Source organism: Pseudomonas sp. KH_046_1, assembly GCF_057839025.1.
This window is the reverse complement of the sequence record NZ_CM174481.1, coordinates 5,730,001-5,750,560: the sequence shown is the minus strand read 5'-3', so window position 1 is coordinate 5,750,560 and position 20,560 is coordinate 5,730,001. Positions and strand designations below refer to the sequence as shown.

Here is a 20,560-nt window from a genome sequence, read left to right as displayed (position 1 = left end):
TCTGGCCGGTTATCCGGCGCGTTTGCATACCTGACTGTTCGACCCTCAAGCCACGAGGCACCTCATGATCCGCGAAGAATTCCTGCGTTTGGCCGCTGCCGGCTACAACCGCATCCCGCTTGCCTGCGAAACCCTGGCCGACTTCGACACGCCGCTGTCGATCTACCTGAAGCTGGCCGACGAGCCCAACTCCTACTTGCTGGAGTCCGTACAGGGCGGCGAGAAATGGGGCCGTTACTCGATCATCGGCTTGCCGTGCCGCACCGTGCTGCGGGTTCACGATCATCACGTCAGCGTGACCGTCGATGGCGTCGAAACTGAAAGCCACGATGTGGAAGACCCGCTGGCCTTCGTCGAAGCCTTCAAGGCTCGCTACAACGTGCCGACCATTGCCGGCCTGCCGCGCTTCAACGGCGGCCTGGTGGGTTACTTCGGCTATGACTGCGTGCGTTATGTCGAGAAGCGCCTGGGCAAATGCCCGAACCCGGACCCACTGGGCGTGCCGGACATTCTGCTGATGGTGTCCGACGCCGTGGTGGTGTTCGACAACCTGGCGGGCAAGATGCACGCCATCGTCCTGGCCGACCCGGCGCAGGAAGACGCCTTCGAACAAGGTCGCGCGCGCCTGGAGGAGTTGCTGGAAAAACTCCGTCAGCCGATCACCCCACGCCGTGGCCTGGACTTCAGCAAGCAACAATCGGCCGATCCGATATTCCGCTCCAGTTTCACCCAGGACGATTACGAAAAAGCCGTCGACACCATCAAGGAATACATCCTGGCCGGTGACTGCATGCAGGTCGTACCGTCCCAGCGCATGTCGATCGACTTCAAGGCAGCCCCCATCGATCTGTATCGTGCGCTGCGCTGCTTCAACCCGACGCCTTACATGTACTTCTTCAACTTCGGCGACTTCCACGTCGTCGGCAGTTCGCCGGAAGTGCTGGTGCGGGTCGAGGACAACCTGATCACCGTGCGCCCGATTGCAGGTACCCGTCCACGGGGAGCCAACGAAGAGGCTGACCTGGCGCTGGAAAAAGACTTGCTGTCGGACGACAAGGAAATCGCCGAACACTTGATGCTGATCGACCTCGGTCGCAACGACACCGGTCGCGTATCGGAAGTCGGCTCGGTGAAGCTCACCGAGAAGATGGTCATCGAGCGTTACTCCAACGTGATGCACATTGTGTCCAACGTCACCGGGCAACTGAAAGCCGGGCTGACGGCCATGGACGCACTGCGGGCGATTCTGCCGGCGGGCACCTTGTCCGGTGCACCGAAGATTCGCGCAATGGAAATCATCGACGAACTGGAGCCGGTCAAGCGTGGCGTCTACGGCGGTGCGGTCGGTTACTTCGCCTGGAACGGCAACATGGACACCGCCATTGCGATCCGCACGGCGGTGATCAAGAACGGCGAACTGCACGTGCAGGCCGGTGGCGGCATCGTCGCCGACTCGGTGCCGGCGCTGGAATGGGAAGAAACCCTGAACAAGCGCCGCGCGATGTTCCGCGCCGTTGCCCTGGCTGAACAAACCCCGAACGCCTGAGTTTGCGAAAAATCCTGTGGGAGCGAGCTTGCTCGCGATGGGGCCATCACTGCCACATTGATGTTGTCTGACCCACCGCTATCGCGAGCAAGCTCGCTCCCACAATGATTTCATCGCCAAAAAAAACGCGGCGCCTGTGAGGGCGCCGCGTTTTTTATTGGCTGCACATCAGAAGTCCAGCGCAACACCTACGTTGATGCCCTGTTGGGTGAAGTCGTCGTCCTTGCGGATGTTGTAGCTGGCGCGCAGTGCCAGGTCCTTGGTGAGGTTGTGGCTCACCCCAAGGTTCACACGTTGCAAATGACTTTGCGGGGTGTAGCCCTCCAGAGTGAACTGGTTGTTCGGCAGGCTGTTGAGGTTGATGTCCACGTCCTGGGTATCGTCGTTGTACTCGCGCTCGATTGCCGCTTCGCCGAACACCTGGGTTTGCGGGGTGATCTGGTATTTGCCCTGCAGGCCAGCGCCTAGACGCCGGGAAATACGCTCCTGATCGGCGAAGGTCAGCGCCGTGGAATTGTTGCCGTCCTCCGAGTAACCATCGACTTGTACCTTGGAGAAGTCGGCGCTGACAAACGGCGACAGGTGCCAAGGGCTGCTGGCTTGTTGCGCAATGTCGTAACCCACGCGTGCGCTGAAGGCTTCGACGTAGCCGCTGGTATCGCCTTTTTCGCCGCGTTCGTTGACGCCCAACTGGAATTTACGTTTGAGGCTGTCGTAATCCAGATGCCCGGCCGTCAACGCCGCGTCGGCCCACACCCGGTTTTGCTGATACTGGGCGAATGCCGTGCCGAGGTAAGTGTTGAGCTTGTAGTCGGAGTCGTTGTTGCCCGCTTCGAGTTTCTGGTTATAGAAACCCGCCACCAGACCAACACGCCAGGCATCGTCGAGACGATAGCTGCCACCGATGTTCACGTTGGCTCCGTTGCCGTCGGCGCTTGCCACGCTGTCCTGACCGTCAAAGTCCTGATGCTGTCCGCCGCCGGAAACAATGGCTCGCCATTGGCCGACGCCTTGCCAGTTTTCCCAATCGGCCAGCCACTGATTGCGCAATTCATCCTGATGTGCGCGCACGGTGCCCTGGGCCATTTCCGGCAACAGGGTCAGCTCCCACGGCGCTGCCAGCAGGGAATAGGCGTAATCGGCAATCAGGCGCTGCCCGGCTTCGGTGGGGTGCACCGAATCGTTGTAGATCAGCTTGGTCGGGTCCGGCGTGGCGCTGTTGATGCCGTAGCGGGCGTTCTCGGTGCAACCACTGCCGCTGAAGCAGGTGGCGATGAGGTTCTGGTCGGTGGCCAGGCCAAACTGTGCCGGGTTGGCGAACGTCTCTTTGAGCAGTACCGGAATGTTGAGCGGAATGACTTCGGCATTGATGTTTTGCAGTCGGCTTACCAGTTCAGTGTTGAACTGGGCGCTGAGTTGGGACGTGAACGCTTGCAGCGGGGTGCCGTTGAACGCCGGGGTAAAGCCGATATCGGGCAGCAACCAGACCATGACGTATTTGGCGCCGGCGGTTTGCAGCGTCTGTACGCTGTCGGCCAGGCGGTCGGCGGCGGCACTGGCCTGGGGCAGGCTGGTGACGCGACCTTGCAGGAAGTCGTTACCGCCACCCGACAGGTAATACAGTGCGTTCGGGTCGGCACGTAAGTTATTGGATGGAAGATAGCCGGCCCGGGTGCGTTCGCCGGTGGCGGAGGTGCTGGTAATCGAATCAAGAATCTGGTCGGTACGGTATCCGCCTACAGCCCAGTTGTTACCATCAGGCAGGCCTTCGTTGGCGCGAACTGCTGAAGAGGAGGATGCCGTCTGATCCGCTGAAAACCCCAGTTTCCCACCCAGAATCTGTGTGGAGTTGAGCGAGCGGACTTCGCCGCTACCATCCAGGTACACCGGCCCCGTCCGGTTGGTGAAGCGCTGCGTCGCCCCGGCAGGCCCGTCCGTGTCGGCAAAGGTCCCTGCGTCGTTGAGGCTGTCCCCGAAGACAACGAAGTTGGTATAAGGATTAGGTGCGGCGTTCGCCTGGGCGCATGCGATCGCGAGCAAGCATCCTGCGAGCGGTACAAACAACGACTGTTTGATCATGAGCAAGTCCGTTTATTTATTGTTTTAGTGAACGAAACGACAGTACCAAAAACTTCCGGCCTTTTGCCATCTGTCGCGAAGCCTTTGATAGTTTCGCGGGCGGCACCCCCGGCGATATTGCGCGCTCTGCCCAGCTAAGTTACTGTGCCGGGACGTACGAACGAGACCTTCCCCGTGTTGATCATCAGTAAACTCCTGGATCAAGTCATCAAGGCACACGCCCGCTGGCGTTGGCGCGCCTGAATTCTTTTGCCGGCCTCGCCGGACCTGTATCGCTTCGCCTTCTTTACCTGTTTGAAATGCCGCTTTGCTGGCGCTGCTCCAGCATCTGACAAAGCGCAGCGCTCTGCGGGTCAATCATTCGAAGGCCATCTTCAAAGTCAGTGAATTCAAGAGGTTCTAAACGCCATGTTGCTGATGATCGATAACTACGACTCCTTTACCTACAACGTTGTGCAGTACCTGGGCGAGCTCGGCTCCCAGGTCAAGGTCGTGCGCAACGATGAACTGACCATCGCTGAAATCGAAGCCCTCAACCCTGAGCGCATCGTAGTGTCCCCCGGTCCTTGCACGCCGACCGAAGCCGGCATCTCGATTGAAGCGATCAAGCATTTCGCCGGCAAACTGCCGATTCTTGGCGTCTGCCTCGGCCACCAGTCCATCGGTCAGGCCTTTGGCGGTGATGTGGTGCGCGCCCGTCAAGTGATGCACGGTAAGACTAGCCCGGTATTTCACGAGGACAAGGGTGTATTCGAAGGCCTGAATCGTCCGCTGACGGTGACCCGCTATCATTCATTGATCGTCAAGCGCGAAACCCTGCCCGATTGCCTGGAGCTGACGGCCTGGACCCAGCTCGAAGACGGCTCGGTCGACGAGATCATGGGCCTGCGTCACAAGACTCTTAACATCGAAGGCGTGCAGTTCCACCCTGAGTCGATCCTCACCGAACAGGGTCACGAACTGTTCGCCAACTTCCTCAAACAAACCGGCGGCACGCGCTAAGGACTTTTCATGAATATCAAGACAGCCCTGAGCCGAATCGTCGATCACCTCGACCTCAGCACCGATGAAATGCGCGATGTCATGCGCGAAATCATGACCGGGCAATGCTCGGATGCACAGATTGGCGCGTTCATGATGGCCATGCGCATGAAGAGCGAAAGCATCGACGAAATCGTTGGTGCAGTGTCGGTGATGCGCGAACTTGCGGACAAGGTCGAACTCAAGACCCTCGACGGCGTAGTCGATGTGGTCGGCACCGGCGGCGACGGCGCCAATATCTTCAACGTGTCGACCGCTGCTTCGTTCGTGGTTGCCGCTGCGGGCTGCACCGTGGCCAAGCACGGCAACCGCGCAGTCTCGGGCAAGAGCGGCAGTGCCGATCTGCTGGAGGCGGCCGGTATCTACCTGAACCTGACACCGGTGCAAGTGGCGCGCTGCATTGACAACGTTGGTATTGGTTTCATGTTTGCCCAGACCCATCACTCTGCGATGAAATACGCTGCAAGCCCGCGCCGCGAACTGGGTCTGCGGACCTTGTTCAACATGCTCGGCCCGCTTACGAATCCGGCCGGTGTGAAACATCAGGTGGTGGGCGTGTTCACCCAGGCCTTGTGCCGGCCGCTGGCGGAAGTGCTGCAGCGTCTGGGCAGCAAGCATGTGCTGGTGGTGCATTCGAAGGATGGCCTGGATGAGTTCAGCCTGGCAGCACCGACCTTCGTGGCAGAGCTGAAAAACGACCAGATCACCGAGTATTGGGTCGAGCCGGAAGACCTGGGCATGAAGAGCCAGAGCCTGCATGGGCTGGCAGTAGAAAGCCCGGCGGCATCTCTTGAGCTGATTCGCGATGCCCTGGGCAAGCGCAAGACCGAAAACGGTCAGAAAGCGGCCGAGATGATCATGCTCAATGCCGGTGCCGCGCTGTACGCCGCCGATCATGCCAGCAGTTTAAAAGAGGGAGTTGCACTTGCGCACGATGCGCTGCACACCGGCCTCGCCCGAGAAAAGCTCGAGGAGCTGGGTGCGTTTACCGCGGTATTCAGAGTGGAGAATGAGGGATGAGTGTACCGACGGTTCTGGAAAAGATTCTGGCGCGCAAAGTCGAGGAAGTGGCCGAGCGCAGCGCTCGCGTCAGCCTCGCCGAGCTGGAAAGCCTGGCCAAGGTGGCCGATGCACCCCGTGGTTTTGCCAAGGCCTTGCTGGCTCAGGCCAAGCTGAAGCAGCCGGCAGTCATTGCCGAAATCAAGAAAGCCTCGCCGAGCAAAGGCGTGATCCGCGAGAACTTCGTTCCCGCCGATATCGCCAAAAGCTACGAGAAGGGTGGCGCGACCTGCCTGTCGGTACTCACCGATATCGATTACTTCCAGGGCGCCGATGCCTATCTGCAGCAGGCCCGTGCGGCGTGCAAACTGCCGGTGATCCGCAAGGACTTCATGATCGATCCATACCAGATCGTCGAAGCCCGTGCCTTGGGCGCCGACTGCGTGCTGTTGATCGTTTCCGCGCTGGATGACGTGAAAATGGCCGAACTGGCAGCCGTGGCCAAAAGCGTCAACCTCGATGTGTTGGTGGAAGTCCACGACGGCGACGAACTGGAGCGAGCCTTGAAAACCCTCGACACTCCACTGGTTGGCGTGAACAACCGCAATCTGCACACCTTCGATGTCAGCCTGGAAACCACCCTCGACCTGTTGCCGCGTATCCCGCGTGATCGTCTGGTCATCACCGAGAGCGGCATTCTCAACCGCGCCGATGTCGAATTGATGGAAATCAGCGACGTCTACGCGTTCCTGGTCGGCGAGGCGTTCATGCGCGCCGAAAGCCCAGGCAGCGAGTTGCAGCGTCTGTTCTTCCCTGAGCGCGGCGTGCCTGTCAGCGGTTCGACCCTCGACTGACCCCCACCATTGCAGGCAACCCGACTCCCTGTGGGAGCGGGCTTGCCCGCGATGAGGCCCTCAAATTCCCTAAAGACCTCATGTCTGCCGGAGTCGTCTATGTCGCTGCCAATCTCTCTCACCATCGAAGCCGGCCTGCAAGCCGAGCAGGATTTGTTGGCCTCGGTCTGCGCCGGCGACGCGGAGTTCGGCCTGCTGTTCTGGCAGCCGAGTGATCGGGCGCTGGTCATGCCGCGCCGTTTGAATCGCTTGCCAGGCTTCGAAGCTGCATGTGAGGTATCGGCAGCGGCAGGTTGGCCAGTACTGTTGCGTGAAACCGGTGGCGAACCGGTGCCGCAATCGGCCTCAACGATCAACATCGCACTGGTTTACGCGCCGCCGCGTAGCGAAGGGGATCTGAACCGTATCGAGACCGGTTACCGGCGCTTGTGCGATCCGATCTGTCAGTTGCTCGATGAGCTGGGTGGCACATCGTCGCTGGGTGAAATCGAAGGCGCCTTCTGTGACGGTCGCTTCAACGTCAACCTCGATGGACGCAAGATGGTCGGCACCGCCCAGCGCTGGCGTCAGAGCCAGGGTGGGCAGCGTCCGGTGGGGCTGGTGCACGGGGCGATGCTGATCGATAACGAGCGAGCGTCGATGGTCGCCGCGGTCAATCGTTTCAACGAGGCCTGCGGACTGGAGCAACGCGTGCGCGCCGAAAGCCACATCGCGCTGCATGAGAAGTTCGCGGCGCACGATGCCCTGGCGCGCCTCGACTATCTCTACCGGTTGGTGCTGGTGCAGATGTTCAGCGGCTAGGTTTTCGAGCTTAACGCGTACCAAAGACCACCATGGTCTTGCCTTTGACGCCCACCAGGTTGCGTTCTTCCAGATCCTTGAGCACGCGACCGACCATCTCCCGGGAACAACCGACAATCCGCCCGATTTCCTGACGGGTCACCTTGATTTGCATGCCATCGGGGTGAGTCATGGCGTCTGGCTGTTTACACAGTTCCAGCAGGCAGCGGGCAACGCGGCCGGTCACGTCAAAAAATGCCAGGTCACCGACCTTGCGCGTGGTGTTGCGCAGGCGCTGTGCGATTTGTCCGCTGAGCACGTAAAGAATGTCCGGATCCTGCTGGGACAACTCGCGGAATTTTGCGTAGCTGATTTCCGCGACTTCGCATTCAACCTTGGCCCGCACCCAGGCGCTGCGCTCCTGCTCCTGGCCAGCTTGCTCAAACAGGCCCAGCTCGCCGAAAAAATCCCCGGTGTTCAGGTAGGAAATGATCATTTCCCGGCCGTCGTCATCTTCGATCAGGATGGTGACTGAGCCTTTGATGATGAAGAACAGCGTTTCCGAGCGGTCGCCGGCACAAATGATGTTGCTCTTGGCCTGATAGCGGCGGCGCTGGCAATGCATCAACAGCTTGTCGAGGTTCTTGATCTTGGGGTTGGGGGCAATCGCAACCATGGTTGTATCCCGAAAAGACTGCACGGTGTGTTTGGTTTTTATGAATAGCGAACGCTGGGGAAAAGCTGGCCATGCGCCATTGATTTGGCGTCAGCTTAACAGACACTTCCTGAAATATTCGAGCATTTACCTACAAGGCGGCGGGATATGTCCTAGGACGCCGGGCGCCGTCAATCACGGGGCCTGTGCTAAGCTGGCGACCCTTTTTTATACAGTGGAGTCTTGGCGATGAAGGCACGCATCCAATGGGCTGGCGAAGCCATGTTCCTCGGCGAATCCGGTAGTGGTCATGTCGTGGTCATGGACGGTCCGCCCGATGCCGGCGGACGTAACCTGGGTGTCCGGCCGATGGAAATGCTGCTGCTGGGTGTCGGCGGTTGCAGCAATTTCGATGTGGTCAGCATCCTCAAGAAGTCCCGCCAGGCGGTCGAAAGCTGTGAAGCGTTCCTTGAAGCCGAGCGTGCGACCGAAGATCCAAAGGTGTTCACCAAGATCCACATGCATTTTGTGGTCAAGGGCCGCGGGCTGAAAGAAGCCCAGGTCAAACGCGCCATCGAGCTGTCTGCCGAGAAGTATTGCTCGGCCTCGATCATGCTCGGCGCGGCCGGCGTGGCCATTACCCACGACTACAAGATCATCGAGCTCGGTTGAATCGACATTCAACTATCATAAAAGCAGTGCAGACTCTGGCGAACACAAGCGGACGTCTGCATAATGCGCCACTTTTTTCAGGGTAGTGGCCGGTCAGCCGACAGGCCTCGCACCCGAACAGACAACCAAAATCGCCATCGCGAAGAGGTGTTAACCGTCCTACGCAGGTGCGTTGTTCGCATTTGACGGGCATGCTTGATCACGCGGCCGGGCCGCAAACACATAGAGAGTTTTTAACGGTGAAAAGCAAACTCAAGCTCCACGGGTTCAATAACCTGACAAAGACCTTGAGCTTCAACATCTATGACATCTGCTACGCGGAAACCCCGCAAGACCAGCAGGCTTACGTCGAGTACATCAATAAAGAGTACAACGCGAAACGCCTGACGCAGATCCTCACGGAAGTTGTCGATATCATTGGTGCCAACATCCTGAACATTGCCAGTCAGGACTATGAGCCGCAGGGCGCCAGCGTCACGATCCTGATCTCGGAAGAACCGGTAACCCCGACCGACAGTCAGATCGAAGAGTCCCCGGGCCCGTTGCCCGAAATCATTCTGGCCCACCTCGACAAGAGCCACATCACGGTGCACACCTACCCGGAAATCCATCCGGTCAGCGGTATTGCAACCTTCCGTGTGGACATCGACGTGTCGACTTGCGGGGTCATTTCACCGCTTAAAGCGCTCAACTTCCTGATTCACCAGTTCGATTCGGACATCGTGACCGTGGATTACCGTGTGCGCGGCTTTACCCGTGACGTTGAAGGCAAAAAGCACTTCATCGACCACGAGATCAATTCGATCCAGAACTACCTGTCCGACGACACTTACGACGCGTACCAGATGACCGACGTGAACGTGTACCAGGAAAACCTGTTCCACACCAAGATGCTGCTGAAGAACTTCGAACTGGATAACTACCTGTTCGGCGACGCCACCAGCAACCTGTCCTCTGAGCAGCGCGCCCAGGTGACCGAGCGGGTGAAACACGAAATGCTCGAAATCTTCTACGCGCGCAATATGGCGTAAGGTTATCGAATACAAAAAAGGCGACTCCCTTGCGGCAGTCGCCTTTTTTATTGTTACCGGCGGCCCTTGTGGGAGCGAGCCGGCTCCGGGCTGCGATCCGACGATGGCGTCCTGTCGTCCAATCACAGATCAGATCCGATAAGTACTCTTGGTCATCACCTTGGCCATCAGACTCATCCCGAACTTCACTGGTGCCGGAAAGCGGAACCCGCCAGCATCCAGCGCACTTTCGGCATGCTGTTCTTCATCGATGCGCATCTGCTCAAGAATCGCCCGGGACTTTTCATCCTCGGCCGGCAATTGCTCCAGATGTTCGTTCAGGTGTTTGCACACCTGGTCTTCCGTCGCCGCCACGAACCCCAGGCTGACTTTGTCGCTGATCAGGCCGGCCACTGCGCCAATCCCGAACGACATGCCATAGAACAGCGGATTGAGGATGCTGGTGTGGCTACCCAGTTGATGGATGCGTTGTTCGCACCAGACCAGGTGATCGATTTCTTCTTCGGCGGCATGTTCCATCGCAGCCCGCACTTGCGGCAGCTTGGCGGTCAGCGCCTGCCCCTGATACAGCGCCTGGGCGCAGACTTCGCCGGTATGGTTGATGCGCATCAGGCCGGCAACGTGGCGTGTGTCTTCGTCGCTCATTTTCGCATCCGGCTGCACGATGGCGGGCGACGGACGGTACGGCTGGCCGCTGGAGGGCAGCAGGGTACGCATCGCGGCATCGGCTTGCAGCAGAAGGCGGTCAATCGGCGAGTAGTGACGTTGGGTAGTCATGCTGACCTCCGGGGGAATTTCGGCGGCCAGTTTAACCCAATCGGCCGGGGAAGGTTTGCGCTGGGTCATTGTGATGCAGAGGCTGTGACAGTGTTGTGATGCCGTTTGTGGAAGCGGCAGTGCGCCGCTTCCACAGGGTTTGGCGCAATCAGCCCGGCGGCCAGTGCATCTGGCGCTGACCCAGCACGTGCATATGAATGTGGTAGACGGTTTGTCCGCCTTCTTCATTGCAGTTCATGACGACGCGGAAACCTTTTTCGCAGCCCAGTTCCAGTGCCAGGCGCTGGGCGGTGAACAGGATGTGCCCGGCCAATGCCTTGTCGTCCTCGGTCAGGTCGTTCAAGGTGCGAACCGGTTTCTTCGGGACCACCAGGAAATGTACCGGTGCCTGTGGGGCAATGTCGTGGAAGGCCAGTACCTGGTCGTCCTCGTAAATGATCTTCGCCGGGATTTCCCGGTTGATGATCTTGGTGAACAGAGTATCCACAGCTGTTTTCTCCGTTATTTGGGCTGGCCTGAGTGTACTCATGGCGTATGCCAGCGCCCAGCTTTTTACCTTGAATTGGATCAGCGCGGGCAGTAAGCCTTGTTGATCATGCCGGCGATTGTGCGAGTCAGCCAGCGCGAGCCGAGCCGCGGCAGGAAGGCGAACCAGCGGTTGCGCCGCCCGGGAATGATGATCGCCTTATTCTTTTCCAGTGCGCGCACGGTGTAGAGCGCCACTTCCTCGGGACTCATCAGCAGTTTGCTGTTAGTCAGTTTTTCGCTGTCGAGTTGTGCGGTACGGAAAAACGCTGTGCGGGTCGGCCCGGGGCAGAGCACCGAAACCTTGATCGCACATTTTTTCAGTTCGACGCGCAATCCTTCGGAAAAGTGCAGCACATACGCCTTGCTGGCGTAATAGGTGCTCATCCACGGCCCGGGTTGAAACGCCGCCACCGAGGCCACATTCAGAATCTGCCCGCCGCCTTGCAGGGCCATGCTGTTGCCGATGGCATGGCACAGGCGGGTGAGGGCGAGGATGTTCACTTCGATCAGGTCTTGCTCGGTCATCCAGTCCTGGGCCAGAAACGGGCCGCATGTACCGATACCGGCGCAGTTGACCAGCAAATCGATCTGCCGGTCGCCTTCTTCCAGCTCCAGCAGGAATCCGGACAGGCGCAGCGGTTCACCCAGGTCACAGGCACGGAACAACACCTCCACGCCGAACCGTTGGGTCAGTTCAATCGCAATACTTTCCAGCTGATCACGTTGTCGGGCCACCAGAATCAGGCTGCGGCCGCGCCGTGCCAGGGCTTCGGCCATTGCCAGGCCGATGCCGCTGGAGGCACCAGTGATCAGAGCGTAACGGGTCATGCACTTCTCCATCGCAACAGCTCCGCGCCGCGACGCAGGTGTCACGGGCCAGGAGCGCTGTTCATTCTTTCGCAGAGTCTACAGGGGGCTGGGCCACTTCGGCTGCATCGTCGGCGGAATTTGGCACCGGTTCGACCTCGACTTCGATTTCATCGGTGGTGACCGAACTGCTTTCGTAGCTGCTCTGGGCGGCGTTTTCGTATCCTTCCCGTATCGCCGTGAGACCACCGGCCAGCGAGCCGAACAGAACCAGCGCGATAACGATCAGCCACAGCGAAGACAGTACCTTGACCGCGGTACTGTTCGGCGGAGGTGGTGGACCGTAGCGGTTGGTGGTGTCGTTGCCCGGTACGACCATGATCACGAACGGAAAGAAACTGCCAACGAACGGCACCAGGTTCAGCAGCCACAGCCAGCCGGACCAGCCGACATCGTGCAAGCGTTGAACAGTGATCTGGATGCTGACGAATACAAACACGACGAACAGGATCAAGGCCAGCAAGCTGCCCAATATCAGGCCGGCGGACGAATCCGCGCCGATCAGAGCCAGGGCGACCAAGGCAAACACCCCGCAAACGGCCAGGAGTACAGTTGACAGCACCAGCGTCCAGGCGAGGTAACGCAAGCGGCCGATACGGCCATCGAAACTGAATGGCTTGAGCGTTGCGAATTCCGCCACGGCTTCGCCGACCGGTGCGCGAGGCGGCGCGTAAGGGGACTGCGGATCTGCCAAAGGCTCCTGGCTGCTGGCCGGCGCATGGTCATGAACGTCGGCGAGGTTCAGTTCAATCGGCGTTTCGGCTTCGATGCGGGCGTCGATACCGGTTTTGCTCAGCGCCTGGAGATAGGTCTGGGCATCGGCTTGCGACAGGTTGCGTTTGAGCGCTACCGGACGCCCGGTGAACAAGCGCTCGATGGCCGTGACATCGCTTTTGAACAAATCGGCGAGATTGAGCTTTGCCGTGGTGATGTCGACACCGGGCAGCAAGGCGCCCTCGAATACGATTTTGAAATGATTTTCGCCCATGTGCGAAGCATCCTTGTCGCGAGAGGTTGAAAGAAGAATGTTGTGCCCAAGCGGGTGTAAGGCCAGCCGGGCAAGACTAGCCAAGGTTTGCTGTCAGCTCGGCCAGCGTTTGGTCAACTGGGCAGCCTGCTCCAGGGCCTTGCGGTACTCCGCGTCGAGACGTGCAATCAACTGCTCGACACTCGGCAAGTCCTCGATTTCTCCCACGCCCTGGCCGGCAGACCAAACGGTTTTCCAGGCTTTGGCCTCATCGCTCACGGGTTTGAGCTTGGAACCGAAGTTGATCTCGCCCTTGCCTTGCAAGGCGGCCATGTCGAAACCGGCGGCCTCCAGGCTCTGGCGCATGAAGCTCGCGGGGACACCTGACACGGCTGGAGTATGGATGATGTCTGCCGCTTTGGATGTCAGCAGCATTTCTTTGTAGGCGTCAGGCGCGTGACTTTCGGCCGTGCCGATAAATCGTGTACCAAAGTAGGCCAAATCCGCGCCGAGCAATTGAGCGGCAAGAATTTCGTGGCCGTGGTTCAAGCAGCCGGCCAGCAACAGGGTCTTGTCGAAGAACTGGCGGATTTCGGCAATCAGCGAGAACGGGCTCCAGGTTCCGGCGTGTCCACCAGCACCGGCAGCCACGGCGATCAAGCCATCCACGCCTGCTTCGGCCGCTTTCTCGGCATGACGACGAGTTGTCACATCATGGAACACCAGGCCGCCGTAGCTGTGCACCGCGTCGACCAGTTCTTTCACGGCACCGAGGCTGGTGATCACGATCGGCACTTTGTGTTCGACGCAGATCTCAAGATCCGCCTGTAAACGAGGATTGCTGTTATGGACGATCAGGTTCACGGCATAAGGCGCGGGGTTTTCCATTGTCGCCAGCCCGGCTTCGATTTCTTCCAGCCAGGCCTTGAAGCCGCTGCTTTCGCGCTGGTTCAGCGCCGGGAAGCTGCCGACCACGCCCTGGCGACAGCAAGCGAGTACCAATTGCGGATTGGAAATCAGGAACATCGGCGCCGCCACCACGGGCAGACGCAAACGTTCTTCGAGCAGAGCGGGCAGCGACATTGGAAGTACCCCGGTAAGTTGTGCCTGGTGGATTTAGAACGGCCGAACGACGACCAGAATTACGATAGCCAGCAATATCAGAACCGGCACTTCATTGAACCAGCGATAAAAGACATGGCTGCGGGTGTTCTCGCCACGGGCAAAACGTTTTACCTGGGCGCCGCACATGTGGTGGTAGCCGATCAGCAACACGACCAGGGTCAGTTTGGCGTGTATCCAGCCGCCCTGGCTGAAGATGCCTGGATTGAGGTAGATGAGCCAGCCGCCGAAGATCAGCGTGGCGATCATCGCCGGGCCCATGATGCCGCGGTACAGCTTGCGCTCCATGACGCTGAAGCGTTCCTTGCTGATCGTGTCTTCACTTTGTGCGTGATAAACGAACAGTCGTGGCAGGTAGAACAGGCCGGCAAACCAGCACACGACGCTGACGATATGAAACGCTTTGAGCCACAGATAGAGCATTTTTAGTTATTCCAGGTTCACGGTAGCCTGAATAGTAGAGAAAGAGTCCCGTCTCGGACATAACTGTTCAATTTTGACGGTGTCTTTTGTCGCCATACTGCGTTGCCGCTCCTCGCCATAGCGGGCTATGACTCGTCGCGGCGCCTTGTCTGGCAACAAAATCCACTCACCAAAACTTGAACGTATGCCCGAGACGGGACTCGTGAGCGTCCGCACGTCACCTTGACGGTTGTCGCAGGGGCGCGCGGCCCCTATTATCGACGGCTTTCCAGTGGGTTCGTTGAGGGCAGGTTTATGGTCAAGGTCGGTATCGTCGGCGGCACGGGTTACACCGGTGTCGAACTGCTGCGTCTGTTGGCGCAACATCCGCAAGCTGAGGTGGTTGTCATCACTTCCCGATCCGAGGCTGGCCTTGCCGTGGCCGACATGTACCCGAACCTGCGAGGCCATTACGACGGCCTGGCGTTCAGCGTTCCGGACATCAAGACCCTGGGTGCCTGCGATGTGGTGTTCTTCGCCACACCGCACGGTGTTGCCCATGCCTTGGCGGGCGAACTGCTGGCGGCCGGGACCAAGGTCATCGACCTGTCGGCCGACTTCCGTCTGCAAGACGCGGATGAATGGGCCAAGTGGTACGGCCAGCCGCACGGTGCACCGGAGTTGCTGGACGAGGCGGTCTATGGCTTGCCGGAAGTCAATCGCGAACAGATCAAGAAAGCACGTCTGATTGCCGTGCCGGGCTGCTACCCAACTGCAACGCAATTGGGCTTCCTGCCATTGCTCGAAGCCGGCCTGGCCGATGCCGCGCATCTGATCGCTGACTGCAAGTCCGGCGTCAGCGGTGCCGGTCGTGGTGCTTCCGTAGGCTCGTTGTACTCCGAGACGTCGGAAAGCATGAAGGCTTATGCGGTCAAAGGTCACCGTCACCTGCCGGAGATTCGCCAGGGGCTGCGTCGCGCAGCAGGCAAGGACGTCGGCCTGACCTTCGTTCCGCACCTGACACCGATGATTCGTGGCATTCACTCCACGCTCTACGCAACCGTTGTTGATCGCTCGGTGGACCTGCAGGCATTGTTTGAAAAGCGTTACGCCAACGAACCGTTCGTCGATGTGATGCCGGCCGGCAGCCATCCGGAGACTCGTAGCGTACGGGGTGCCAACGTCTGCCGTATCGCTGTGCATCGCCCTCAGGATGGCGATCTGGTGGTTGTGCTGTCGGTGATCGACAACCTGGTCAAAGGCGCTTCGGGTCAGGCCGTGCAGAACATGAACATTCTGTTCGGGCTGGATGAGCGTCTGGGCCTGTCCCACGCCGGCATGCTGCCGTAAGCGTTATCGCGTACAGCAAAAGGCCCGTCTGACGGGCCTTTTTGCATTCCGGGCCGGCGACTGGATTGGTTGATATACCATAACAATAGTTGACCGCTTTTCTAGGAGAAGCGGATAATGCGCGTCATCACGCAATATGACGGCGTAACGCCGGGAGATAGTCAGCATGAGCGTCGAATCCTTCACCCCCACGGCTTTGCAATTCACCCACGGTGCCGCGCACAAGGTGAAGAGCCTGGTCGATGAAGAGGGGAATGATCGCTTGAAGCTGCGCGTATTCGTTACGGGCGGCGGTTGTTCAGGTTTTCAGTACGGCTTCACCTTCGATGAGGAAGTGGCCGATGACGACACCATCGTCGAGCGCGAAGGTGTGAGTCTGGTTGTCGATCCGATGAGCTTCCAGTACCTGGCAGGTGCCGAGGTGGACTACCAGGAAGGTCTGGAAGGTTCGCGTTTTGTCATCAAGAACCCGAATGCGACCACCACTTGTGGCTGCGGTTCTTCGTTCTCGATCTGATCAGCGCACCGGTTTCACAGAACGCCGCAATGCCTCAGGGCCTTGCGGCGTTTTGCTGTGTGGAGGATTTATGCGGGGTAGATGGCGCCCAGTACGCGCAAGCCACGGGCACCGGTAACGCTCGGACGGTTGGCTGCGATGCCTTCGAGGCAGCAATGAGCCAGCCACGCGAAGGCCATGGCTTCGACCCAGTCGGGGTCTACACCGTAGGCAGCGGTGCTGCTGACGCTGGCGTTTGGCAGCAGGCTGGCCAGGCGATTCATCAAGGCAGTGTTGTGGGCGCCGCCGCCGCAGACCAGCAGCTCCTGCGTGTCTGCCTGGGCGCTTTGCAGTGATTCGATGATGGTGAGCGCGGTCAGTTCAAGCAGCGTCGCCTGAACATCTTCGGCGGCGAAGGCTGGCAGTTGTGCCAGATGCCGTGTCAGCCATGGCAGGTTGAACACTTCCCGGCCGGTACTCTTCGGGCCTTTGGTCACAAAGAACGGATCACTGAGCAGTGCATTCAACAGCACCGGTTCTACGTTGCCGCAGGCAGCCCATTGGCCGTCACGGTCAAAGTGGTCGCCGCGTTGCTGGTAAATCCAAGCGTCCAGCAACACATTGCCCGGGCCACAGTCGAAACCGGCGACCGGCTTGTCGGGCTCGATAAGGCTGAGATTGCTGAAGCCGCCTACGTTCAGCACTGCGCGATTACCGGCCCGCTCTTCAAACAAGGCTTCGTGAAAGGCGGGAACCAGTGGTGCGCCTTGTCCGCCGGCAGCGACGTCGCGGCTGCGGAAATCGCTGACCACGGTGATGCCGGTCAGCTCCGTCAGAAGGGCCGGGTTGCCAATCTGCACTGTGAAACCGCGTGCCGGTTCGTGGCGGATGGTCTGGCCATGACTGCCAATCGCACGAATGCTCTCAGGTTTGAGCTGCTGTTGGGTCAGGAGGGTATTAATGCCCTGCGCGGCCAGTTTTACCCAGTTCTGCTGGGCGATGGCGGAGCGGGCAATCTCGTCCGGCCCACTGGCGCACAAGCCAAGCAGCTCGGCGCGCAGTGAATCGGGCATCGGGATGTAATGGGTGGCGATCAGCTTGATCGCCGGGGCTTGCTCGATCAGCGCGATATCCAGGCCATCAAGGCTGGTCCCGGACATCACGCCTATATAGAGCGCCATGGCTTAGCGCTTGGCCGAAGCTAGCTGGGTAGATTTTTCCTGATCCATACGCGCCATCAGCGGTTGGCTCTGCGCGAGGAAGCGTGCGCGTTCACCTTTGGAGATCGGATCGGCCATCGCTACTTTCTGGCCCAGCGGATCGACGTGCACGCCATTGACCTGGAATTCGTAGTGCAAGTGCGGGCCGGTGGAGAGGCCGGTGGTGCCGATATAGCCAATCACCTGGCCCTGTTTCACCGTGCCGCCAGTCTTCACGCCTTTGGCGAAGCCTTGCATGTGGCCGTAGAGCGTGGTGTAGGTATTGCCGTGCTGGAGGACCACGGTATTGCCGTAGCCACCACGGCGGCCGGCCAGCAAGACCTTGCCATCACCGGCTGCCTTGATCGGCGTGCCGCGCGGTGCTGCGTAGTCGACGCCTTTGTGAGCGCGGATCTTGTTCAGGATCGGGTGTTTGCGGCCCATGGAAAACTTGGAGCTGATGCGGGCGAAGTCTACCGGAGTGCGGATGAACGCCTTGCGCATGCTGTTGCCGTCAGCGGTGTAGTAGCTGCTGTTGCCTTGTTTGTTGGTGTAACGCACGGCAGTGTAAGTCTTGCCGCGGTTGGTGAAGCGTGCGGACAGGATCGGACCATTGCCGACAGCCTTGCCGTTCACCACTTTCTGCTCGTAGATCACGTCAAATTCGTCACCCTGGCGAATATCCTGGGCGAAATCGACGTCGTAGCCAAACACGCTTGCCATGTCCATGGTCAGGCTGTGGGACAGGCCGGCGCGAGCGGCGGACTGAGATAACGAACTGTTGATCACACCATGCACGTAGGCTGAGCGCACAGTCGGTTTAGCCGTAATGCGGTTGAATGTGTAACCCTTGTCGTTCTTGGACAGGGTGATGGTTTCCAGGTCGCTGACTTTGCTATGCAGGCTGGTCAGTTGACCATCCGGACCCAGTTCGAACTCAAGTTTCTGCCCGCGCTTGAGCTGGGTGAACTGTTTGGCTTGTTTATCGCTGGCCAGAATGTCAGTCACTGAAGTGGCAGGTAGACCAACTTTCTCGAAGAGCGTAGAGAGCGTGTCGCCTTTGGCAACGGTCACTTCCCTGTGGCTATCCGGCTTCTTTTCTTCAGCGACCACTGCTACTGCGGGGGCGGGCGCAGGCGCGGCTTCAGCGGTTTCCTGTGGCTCTTCTGCGGTGTTTTCAATCTGCGCAAAGGGAGAAGGTGCTGCCTCATTTGTGGCTTCGACGGCTTCGGCGGCGTCTTGATCTTGTGTCAGTTGTTCAGCGGGGCTTTCCAGTTCAAGACTTAGGGTCGTCTTTTTGGCTTCAACATCACTGGAAGGGAATACCAGAAGCGCCAGGCTCAGAAGGGCGGCGATGCCACTCGCTGCGAGCAGGTGGGTCTTCGGGTAAAGCGGAGGCGCTTTAGACGATTCTTTGGTCATAAGTAGTGTTTTGACTTTGAAAAAGATGAATTGGAAAAGATGAATGACATGATGAAGATGAAATAACTGTATAAAATATAACCAAATCATCTCTGAAGCAAGTCCGCAGGCGCTCTGTCTGCGGATTGGCGTCCGTGCGCCGGGCAAACCTTGTATTTGACGCCCGATCTTGTATGGTTGGTCCCCTTTGAATTCGAGCCTTGCGGGTCTGTTATGAAGTCTGTTGAAGAGCAGCTAGCGCTGATCAAACGTGGTGCGGAAGAACTGTTGGTCGAGTCCGAGCTGATCGAAAAGCTCAAGCGTGGCCAGCCGCTTCGTATTAAGGCAGGCTTCGACCCTACCGCGCCGGATCTGCACTTGGGTCACACCGTGCTTATTAATAAGCTGCGCCAGTTCCAGGAGCTGGGGCATCAGGTGATCTTCCTTATAGGTGACTTCACCGGGATGATCGGCGATCCGAGCGGCAAGAGTGCCACGCGCCCACCGCTCACTCGCGAGCAAGTCCTCGAGAATGCCGAGACCTACAAGACTCAGGTGTTCAAGATTCTCGATCCGGCAAAAACCGAAGTGGCATTCAACTCCACCTGGATGGATCAGATGGGGCCGGCCGACTTCATTCGCCTGACTTCGCAGTACACCGTGGCTCGCATGCTCGAGCGCGATGACTTCGACAAGCGCTATACAACCAATCAGCCAATCGCCATTCATGAGTTCCTTTATCCGCTGGTTCAGGGTTACGACTCGGTAGCTCTGCGCGCAGACGTCGAGCTCGGTGGCACCGATCAGAAGTTCAACTTGCTGATGGGGCGTGAGCTGCAGCGCGGTTATGGTCAGGAAGCCCAGTGCATTTTGACCATGCCGCTGCTTGAAGGTCTGGATGGCGTGAAGAAGATGTCCAAGTCCTTGGGTAACTACGTCGGTATCCAGGAAGCGCCGGGCGTGATGTACAGCAAGCTGGTTTCCATTCCGGATGCGCTGATGTGGCGTTACTTCGAGTTGCTCAGCTTCCGTTCAATGGATGAGATCAATGCGTTCCGTGCTGATGTAGAGGCGGGTGCCAATCCGCGTGACATCAAGATCAAGCTGGCTGAAGAGATCGTTGCGCGCTTCCATGGTGAGGAGGCTGCGGCGAATGCTCACCGTGCCGCCGGTAACCGTATGAAGGATGGCGAGCTGCCGGATGATCTGCCGGAAATCGAATTGACTGCTGCCGAGGATATGCCGATCGCTGCTGTCCTTAATAAAGCAGGACTGGTCAAGAACTCGGCGGTGGCTCGAGATCTCCTGGGTTCCGGTGGTGTGCGTATAGATGGTGAAGTTGTCGATCGCACCTTTATATATGCACTGGGTGCGACCCATGTTTGTCAGGCCGGCAAGAAGGCATTTGCGCGTATTACGCTTAAATCCGAATAAAGCTGAAATAAGGGGTTGACGGCGAATTTTAGAAGCCTATAATTCGCCCCACTTCCGGCGCAGTCGAAACGGAAAACTCCTTGGTAAACAATGAGTTACGCAGGTTTCGGCAGCAGGTTGCTTCAGTTCATCGAAGCCGAAAGGGAGTTGAAAAAGAGGTGTTGACAGCAGCGTGTAACGCTGTAGAATTCGCCTCCCGCTGATGAGAGATCTGAAGCGCAAGTGGTTGAAGTTGTTAAGGATTTCCAAGCGAAACTTTGAAAACTTCTGAAAATAATCACTTGACAGCAAATGAGGCTGCTGTAGAATGCGCGCCTCGGTTGAGACGAAAGATCTTAACCAACCGCTCTTTAACAACTG

The 20,560-nt window shown here is 58.7% G+C and carries 20 protein-coding genes; 10 read left to right on the top strand and 10 right to left on the bottom strand.

Annotated features, from left to right (window positions below):
- Positions 1–64 precede the first annotated feature (64 nt).
- A complete protein-coding gene (gene trpE, locus AC3IT9_RS26425; protein ID WP_151214072.1) occupies positions 65–1,546 on the top strand; it encodes an anthranilate synthase component I in 1,482 nt (493 codons plus the stop codon).
- Positions 1,547–1,714: 168 nt separating this feature from the next.
- Here trpE and estP read toward each other — a convergent pair whose 3' ends face one another.
- Complete coding sequence (gene estP, locus AC3IT9_RS26420) at positions 1,715–3,625, bottom strand: esterase EstP (protein ID WP_489271347.1); 1,911 nt, start codon at positions 3,623–3,625, stop codon at positions 1,715–1,717.
- Positions 3,626–4,033: 408 nt separating this feature from the next.
- On the opposite strand from estP, the gene AC3IT9_RS26415 reads away from it, so the two are divergent.
- From AC3IT9_RS26415 to AC3IT9_RS26400, 4 genes are all read left to right on the top strand, one after another.
- The gene (locus tag AC3IT9_RS26415; protein WP_007906885.1) at positions 4,034–4,627 is read left to right on the top strand and encodes an aminodeoxychorismate/anthranilate synthase component II; all 594 of its coding nucleotides are present in this window, start codon (positions 4,034–4,036) and stop codon (positions 4,625–4,627) included.
- Between the two features lie 9 nt (positions 4,628–4,636).
- On the top strand, positions 4,637–5,686 hold the full coding sequence (trpD, locus tag AC3IT9_RS26410; protein ID WP_150725215.1) for an anthranilate phosphoribosyltransferase: 1,050 nt from the start codon (positions 4,637–4,639) through the stop codon (positions 5,684–5,686).
- The gene (gene trpC / locus AC3IT9_RS26405; RefSeq protein WP_489271346.1) at positions 5,683–6,519 is read left to right on the top strand and encodes an indole-3-glycerol phosphate synthase TrpC; all 837 of its coding nucleotides are present in this window, start codon (positions 5,683–5,685) and stop codon (positions 6,517–6,519) included. The genes trpD and trpC overlap by 4 nt, the downstream gene beginning before the upstream one ends.
- Positions 6,520–6,618: 99 nt before the next feature.
- The gene (locus AC3IT9_RS26400; RefSeq protein WP_489271345.1) at positions 6,619–7,320 is read left to right on the top strand and encodes a lipoate--protein ligase family protein; all 702 of its coding nucleotides are present in this window, start codon (positions 6,619–6,621) and stop codon (positions 7,318–7,320) included.
- A gap of 10 nt (positions 7,321–7,330) precedes the next feature.
- Here the strand turns inward: AC3IT9_RS26400 and crp are convergent, their stop codons facing one another.
- Entirely contained in the window at positions 7,331–7,975 is a 645-nt protein-coding gene (gene crp, locus AC3IT9_RS26395) for a cAMP-activated global transcriptional regulator CRP (RefSeq protein WP_150725218.1), read from the bottom strand.
- Between the two features lie 228 nt (positions 7,976–8,203).
- Between crp and AC3IT9_RS26390 the strand changes: the two genes are divergently transcribed.
- Positions 8,204–8,626 carry an OsmC family protein gene (locus tag AC3IT9_RS26390; protein WP_150725219.1) on the top strand — a complete coding sequence of 141 codons (423 nt, stop codon included), beginning with the start codon at positions 8,204–8,206 and terminating at the stop codon, positions 8,624–8,626.
- Positions 8,627–8,865: 239 nt separating this feature from the next.
- Entirely contained in the window at positions 8,866–9,657 is a 792-nt protein-coding gene (gene speD / locus AC3IT9_RS26385) for an adenosylmethionine decarboxylase (RefSeq protein ID WP_007986012.1), read from the top strand.
- A gap of 129 nt (positions 9,658–9,786) precedes the next feature.
- On the opposite strand, the gene coq7 is transcribed toward speD, so the two are convergent.
- The 6 genes from coq7 to hemJ all read right to left on the bottom strand — a co-directional run bounded on the left by coq7 (position 9,787) and on the right by hemJ (position 14,341).
- Positions 9,787–10,434, bottom strand: coding sequence for a 2-polyprenyl-3-methyl-6-methoxy-1,4-benzoquinone monooxygenase (gene coq7, locus AC3IT9_RS26380; protein ID WP_150725220.1), 648 nt, complete (start codon positions 10,432–10,434; stop codon positions 9,787–9,789).
- A 148-nt stretch (positions 10,435–10,582) separates the two neighbouring features.
- Positions 10,583–10,921, bottom strand: a complete 339-nt coding sequence (locus AC3IT9_RS26375; protein ID WP_007986008.1) for a histidine triad nucleotide-binding protein — start codon at positions 10,919–10,921, stop codon at positions 10,583–10,585.
- Positions 10,922–11,001: 80 nt separating this feature from the next.
- A complete protein-coding gene (locus AC3IT9_RS26370; RefSeq protein WP_056726664.1) occupies positions 11,002–11,790 on the bottom strand; it encodes an SDR family NAD(P)-dependent oxidoreductase in 789 nt (262 codons plus the stop codon).
- A gap of 61 nt (positions 11,791–11,851) precedes the next feature.
- Positions 11,852–12,817, bottom strand: a complete 966-nt coding sequence (locus tag AC3IT9_RS26365) for a DUF805 domain-containing protein (protein ID WP_150725221.1) — start codon at positions 12,815–12,817, stop codon at positions 11,852–11,854.
- Positions 12,818–12,910: 93 nt separating this feature from the next.
- Positions 12,911–13,879: an NAD(P)H-dependent flavin oxidoreductase gene (locus AC3IT9_RS26360; protein WP_150725222.1), complete on the bottom strand. Its 969-nt coding sequence runs from the start codon at positions 13,877–13,879 to the stop codon at positions 12,911–12,913.
- Between the two features lie 33 nt (positions 13,880–13,912).
- Positions 13,913–14,341, bottom strand: a complete 429-nt coding sequence (gene hemJ / locus AC3IT9_RS26355) for a protoporphyrinogen oxidase HemJ (protein WP_046039521.1) — start codon at positions 14,339–14,341, stop codon at positions 13,913–13,915.
- Between the two features lie 294 nt (positions 14,342–14,635).
- Between hemJ and argC the strand changes: the two genes are divergently transcribed.
- Positions 14,636–15,670 carry an N-acetyl-gamma-glutamyl-phosphate reductase gene (gene argC, locus AC3IT9_RS26350; RefSeq protein ID WP_007980174.1) on the top strand — a complete coding sequence of 345 codons (1,035 nt, stop codon included), beginning with the start codon at positions 14,636–14,638 and terminating at the stop codon, positions 15,668–15,670.
- Positions 15,671–15,836: 166 nt separating this feature from the next.
- A complete protein-coding gene (erpA, locus tag AC3IT9_RS26345) occupies positions 15,837–16,187 on the top strand; it encodes an iron-sulfur cluster insertion protein ErpA (protein ID WP_007906865.1) in 351 nt (116 codons plus the stop codon).
- Positions 16,188–16,255: 68 nt separating this feature from the next.
- Here the strand turns inward: erpA and AC3IT9_RS26340 are convergent, their stop codons facing one another.
- Entirely contained in the window at positions 16,256–17,347 is a 1,092-nt protein-coding gene (locus tag AC3IT9_RS26340; RefSeq protein WP_489271344.1) for an anhydro-N-acetylmuramic acid kinase, read from the bottom strand.
- A 3-nt stretch (positions 17,348–17,350) separates the two neighbouring features.
- Entirely contained in the window at positions 17,351–18,787 is a 1,437-nt protein-coding gene (locus AC3IT9_RS26335; protein WP_150725224.1) for a peptidoglycan DD-metalloendopeptidase family protein, read from the bottom strand.
- 213 nt (positions 18,788–19,000) lie between these two features.
- On the opposite strand from AC3IT9_RS26335, the gene tyrS reads away from it, so the two are divergent.
- Positions 19,001–20,200 carry a tyrosine--tRNA ligase gene (tyrS, locus tag AC3IT9_RS26330; RefSeq protein ID WP_110662979.1) on the top strand — a complete coding sequence of 400 codons (1,200 nt, stop codon included), beginning with the start codon at positions 19,001–19,003 and terminating at the stop codon, positions 20,198–20,200.
- Positions 20,201–20,560 lie beyond the last annotated feature (360 nt).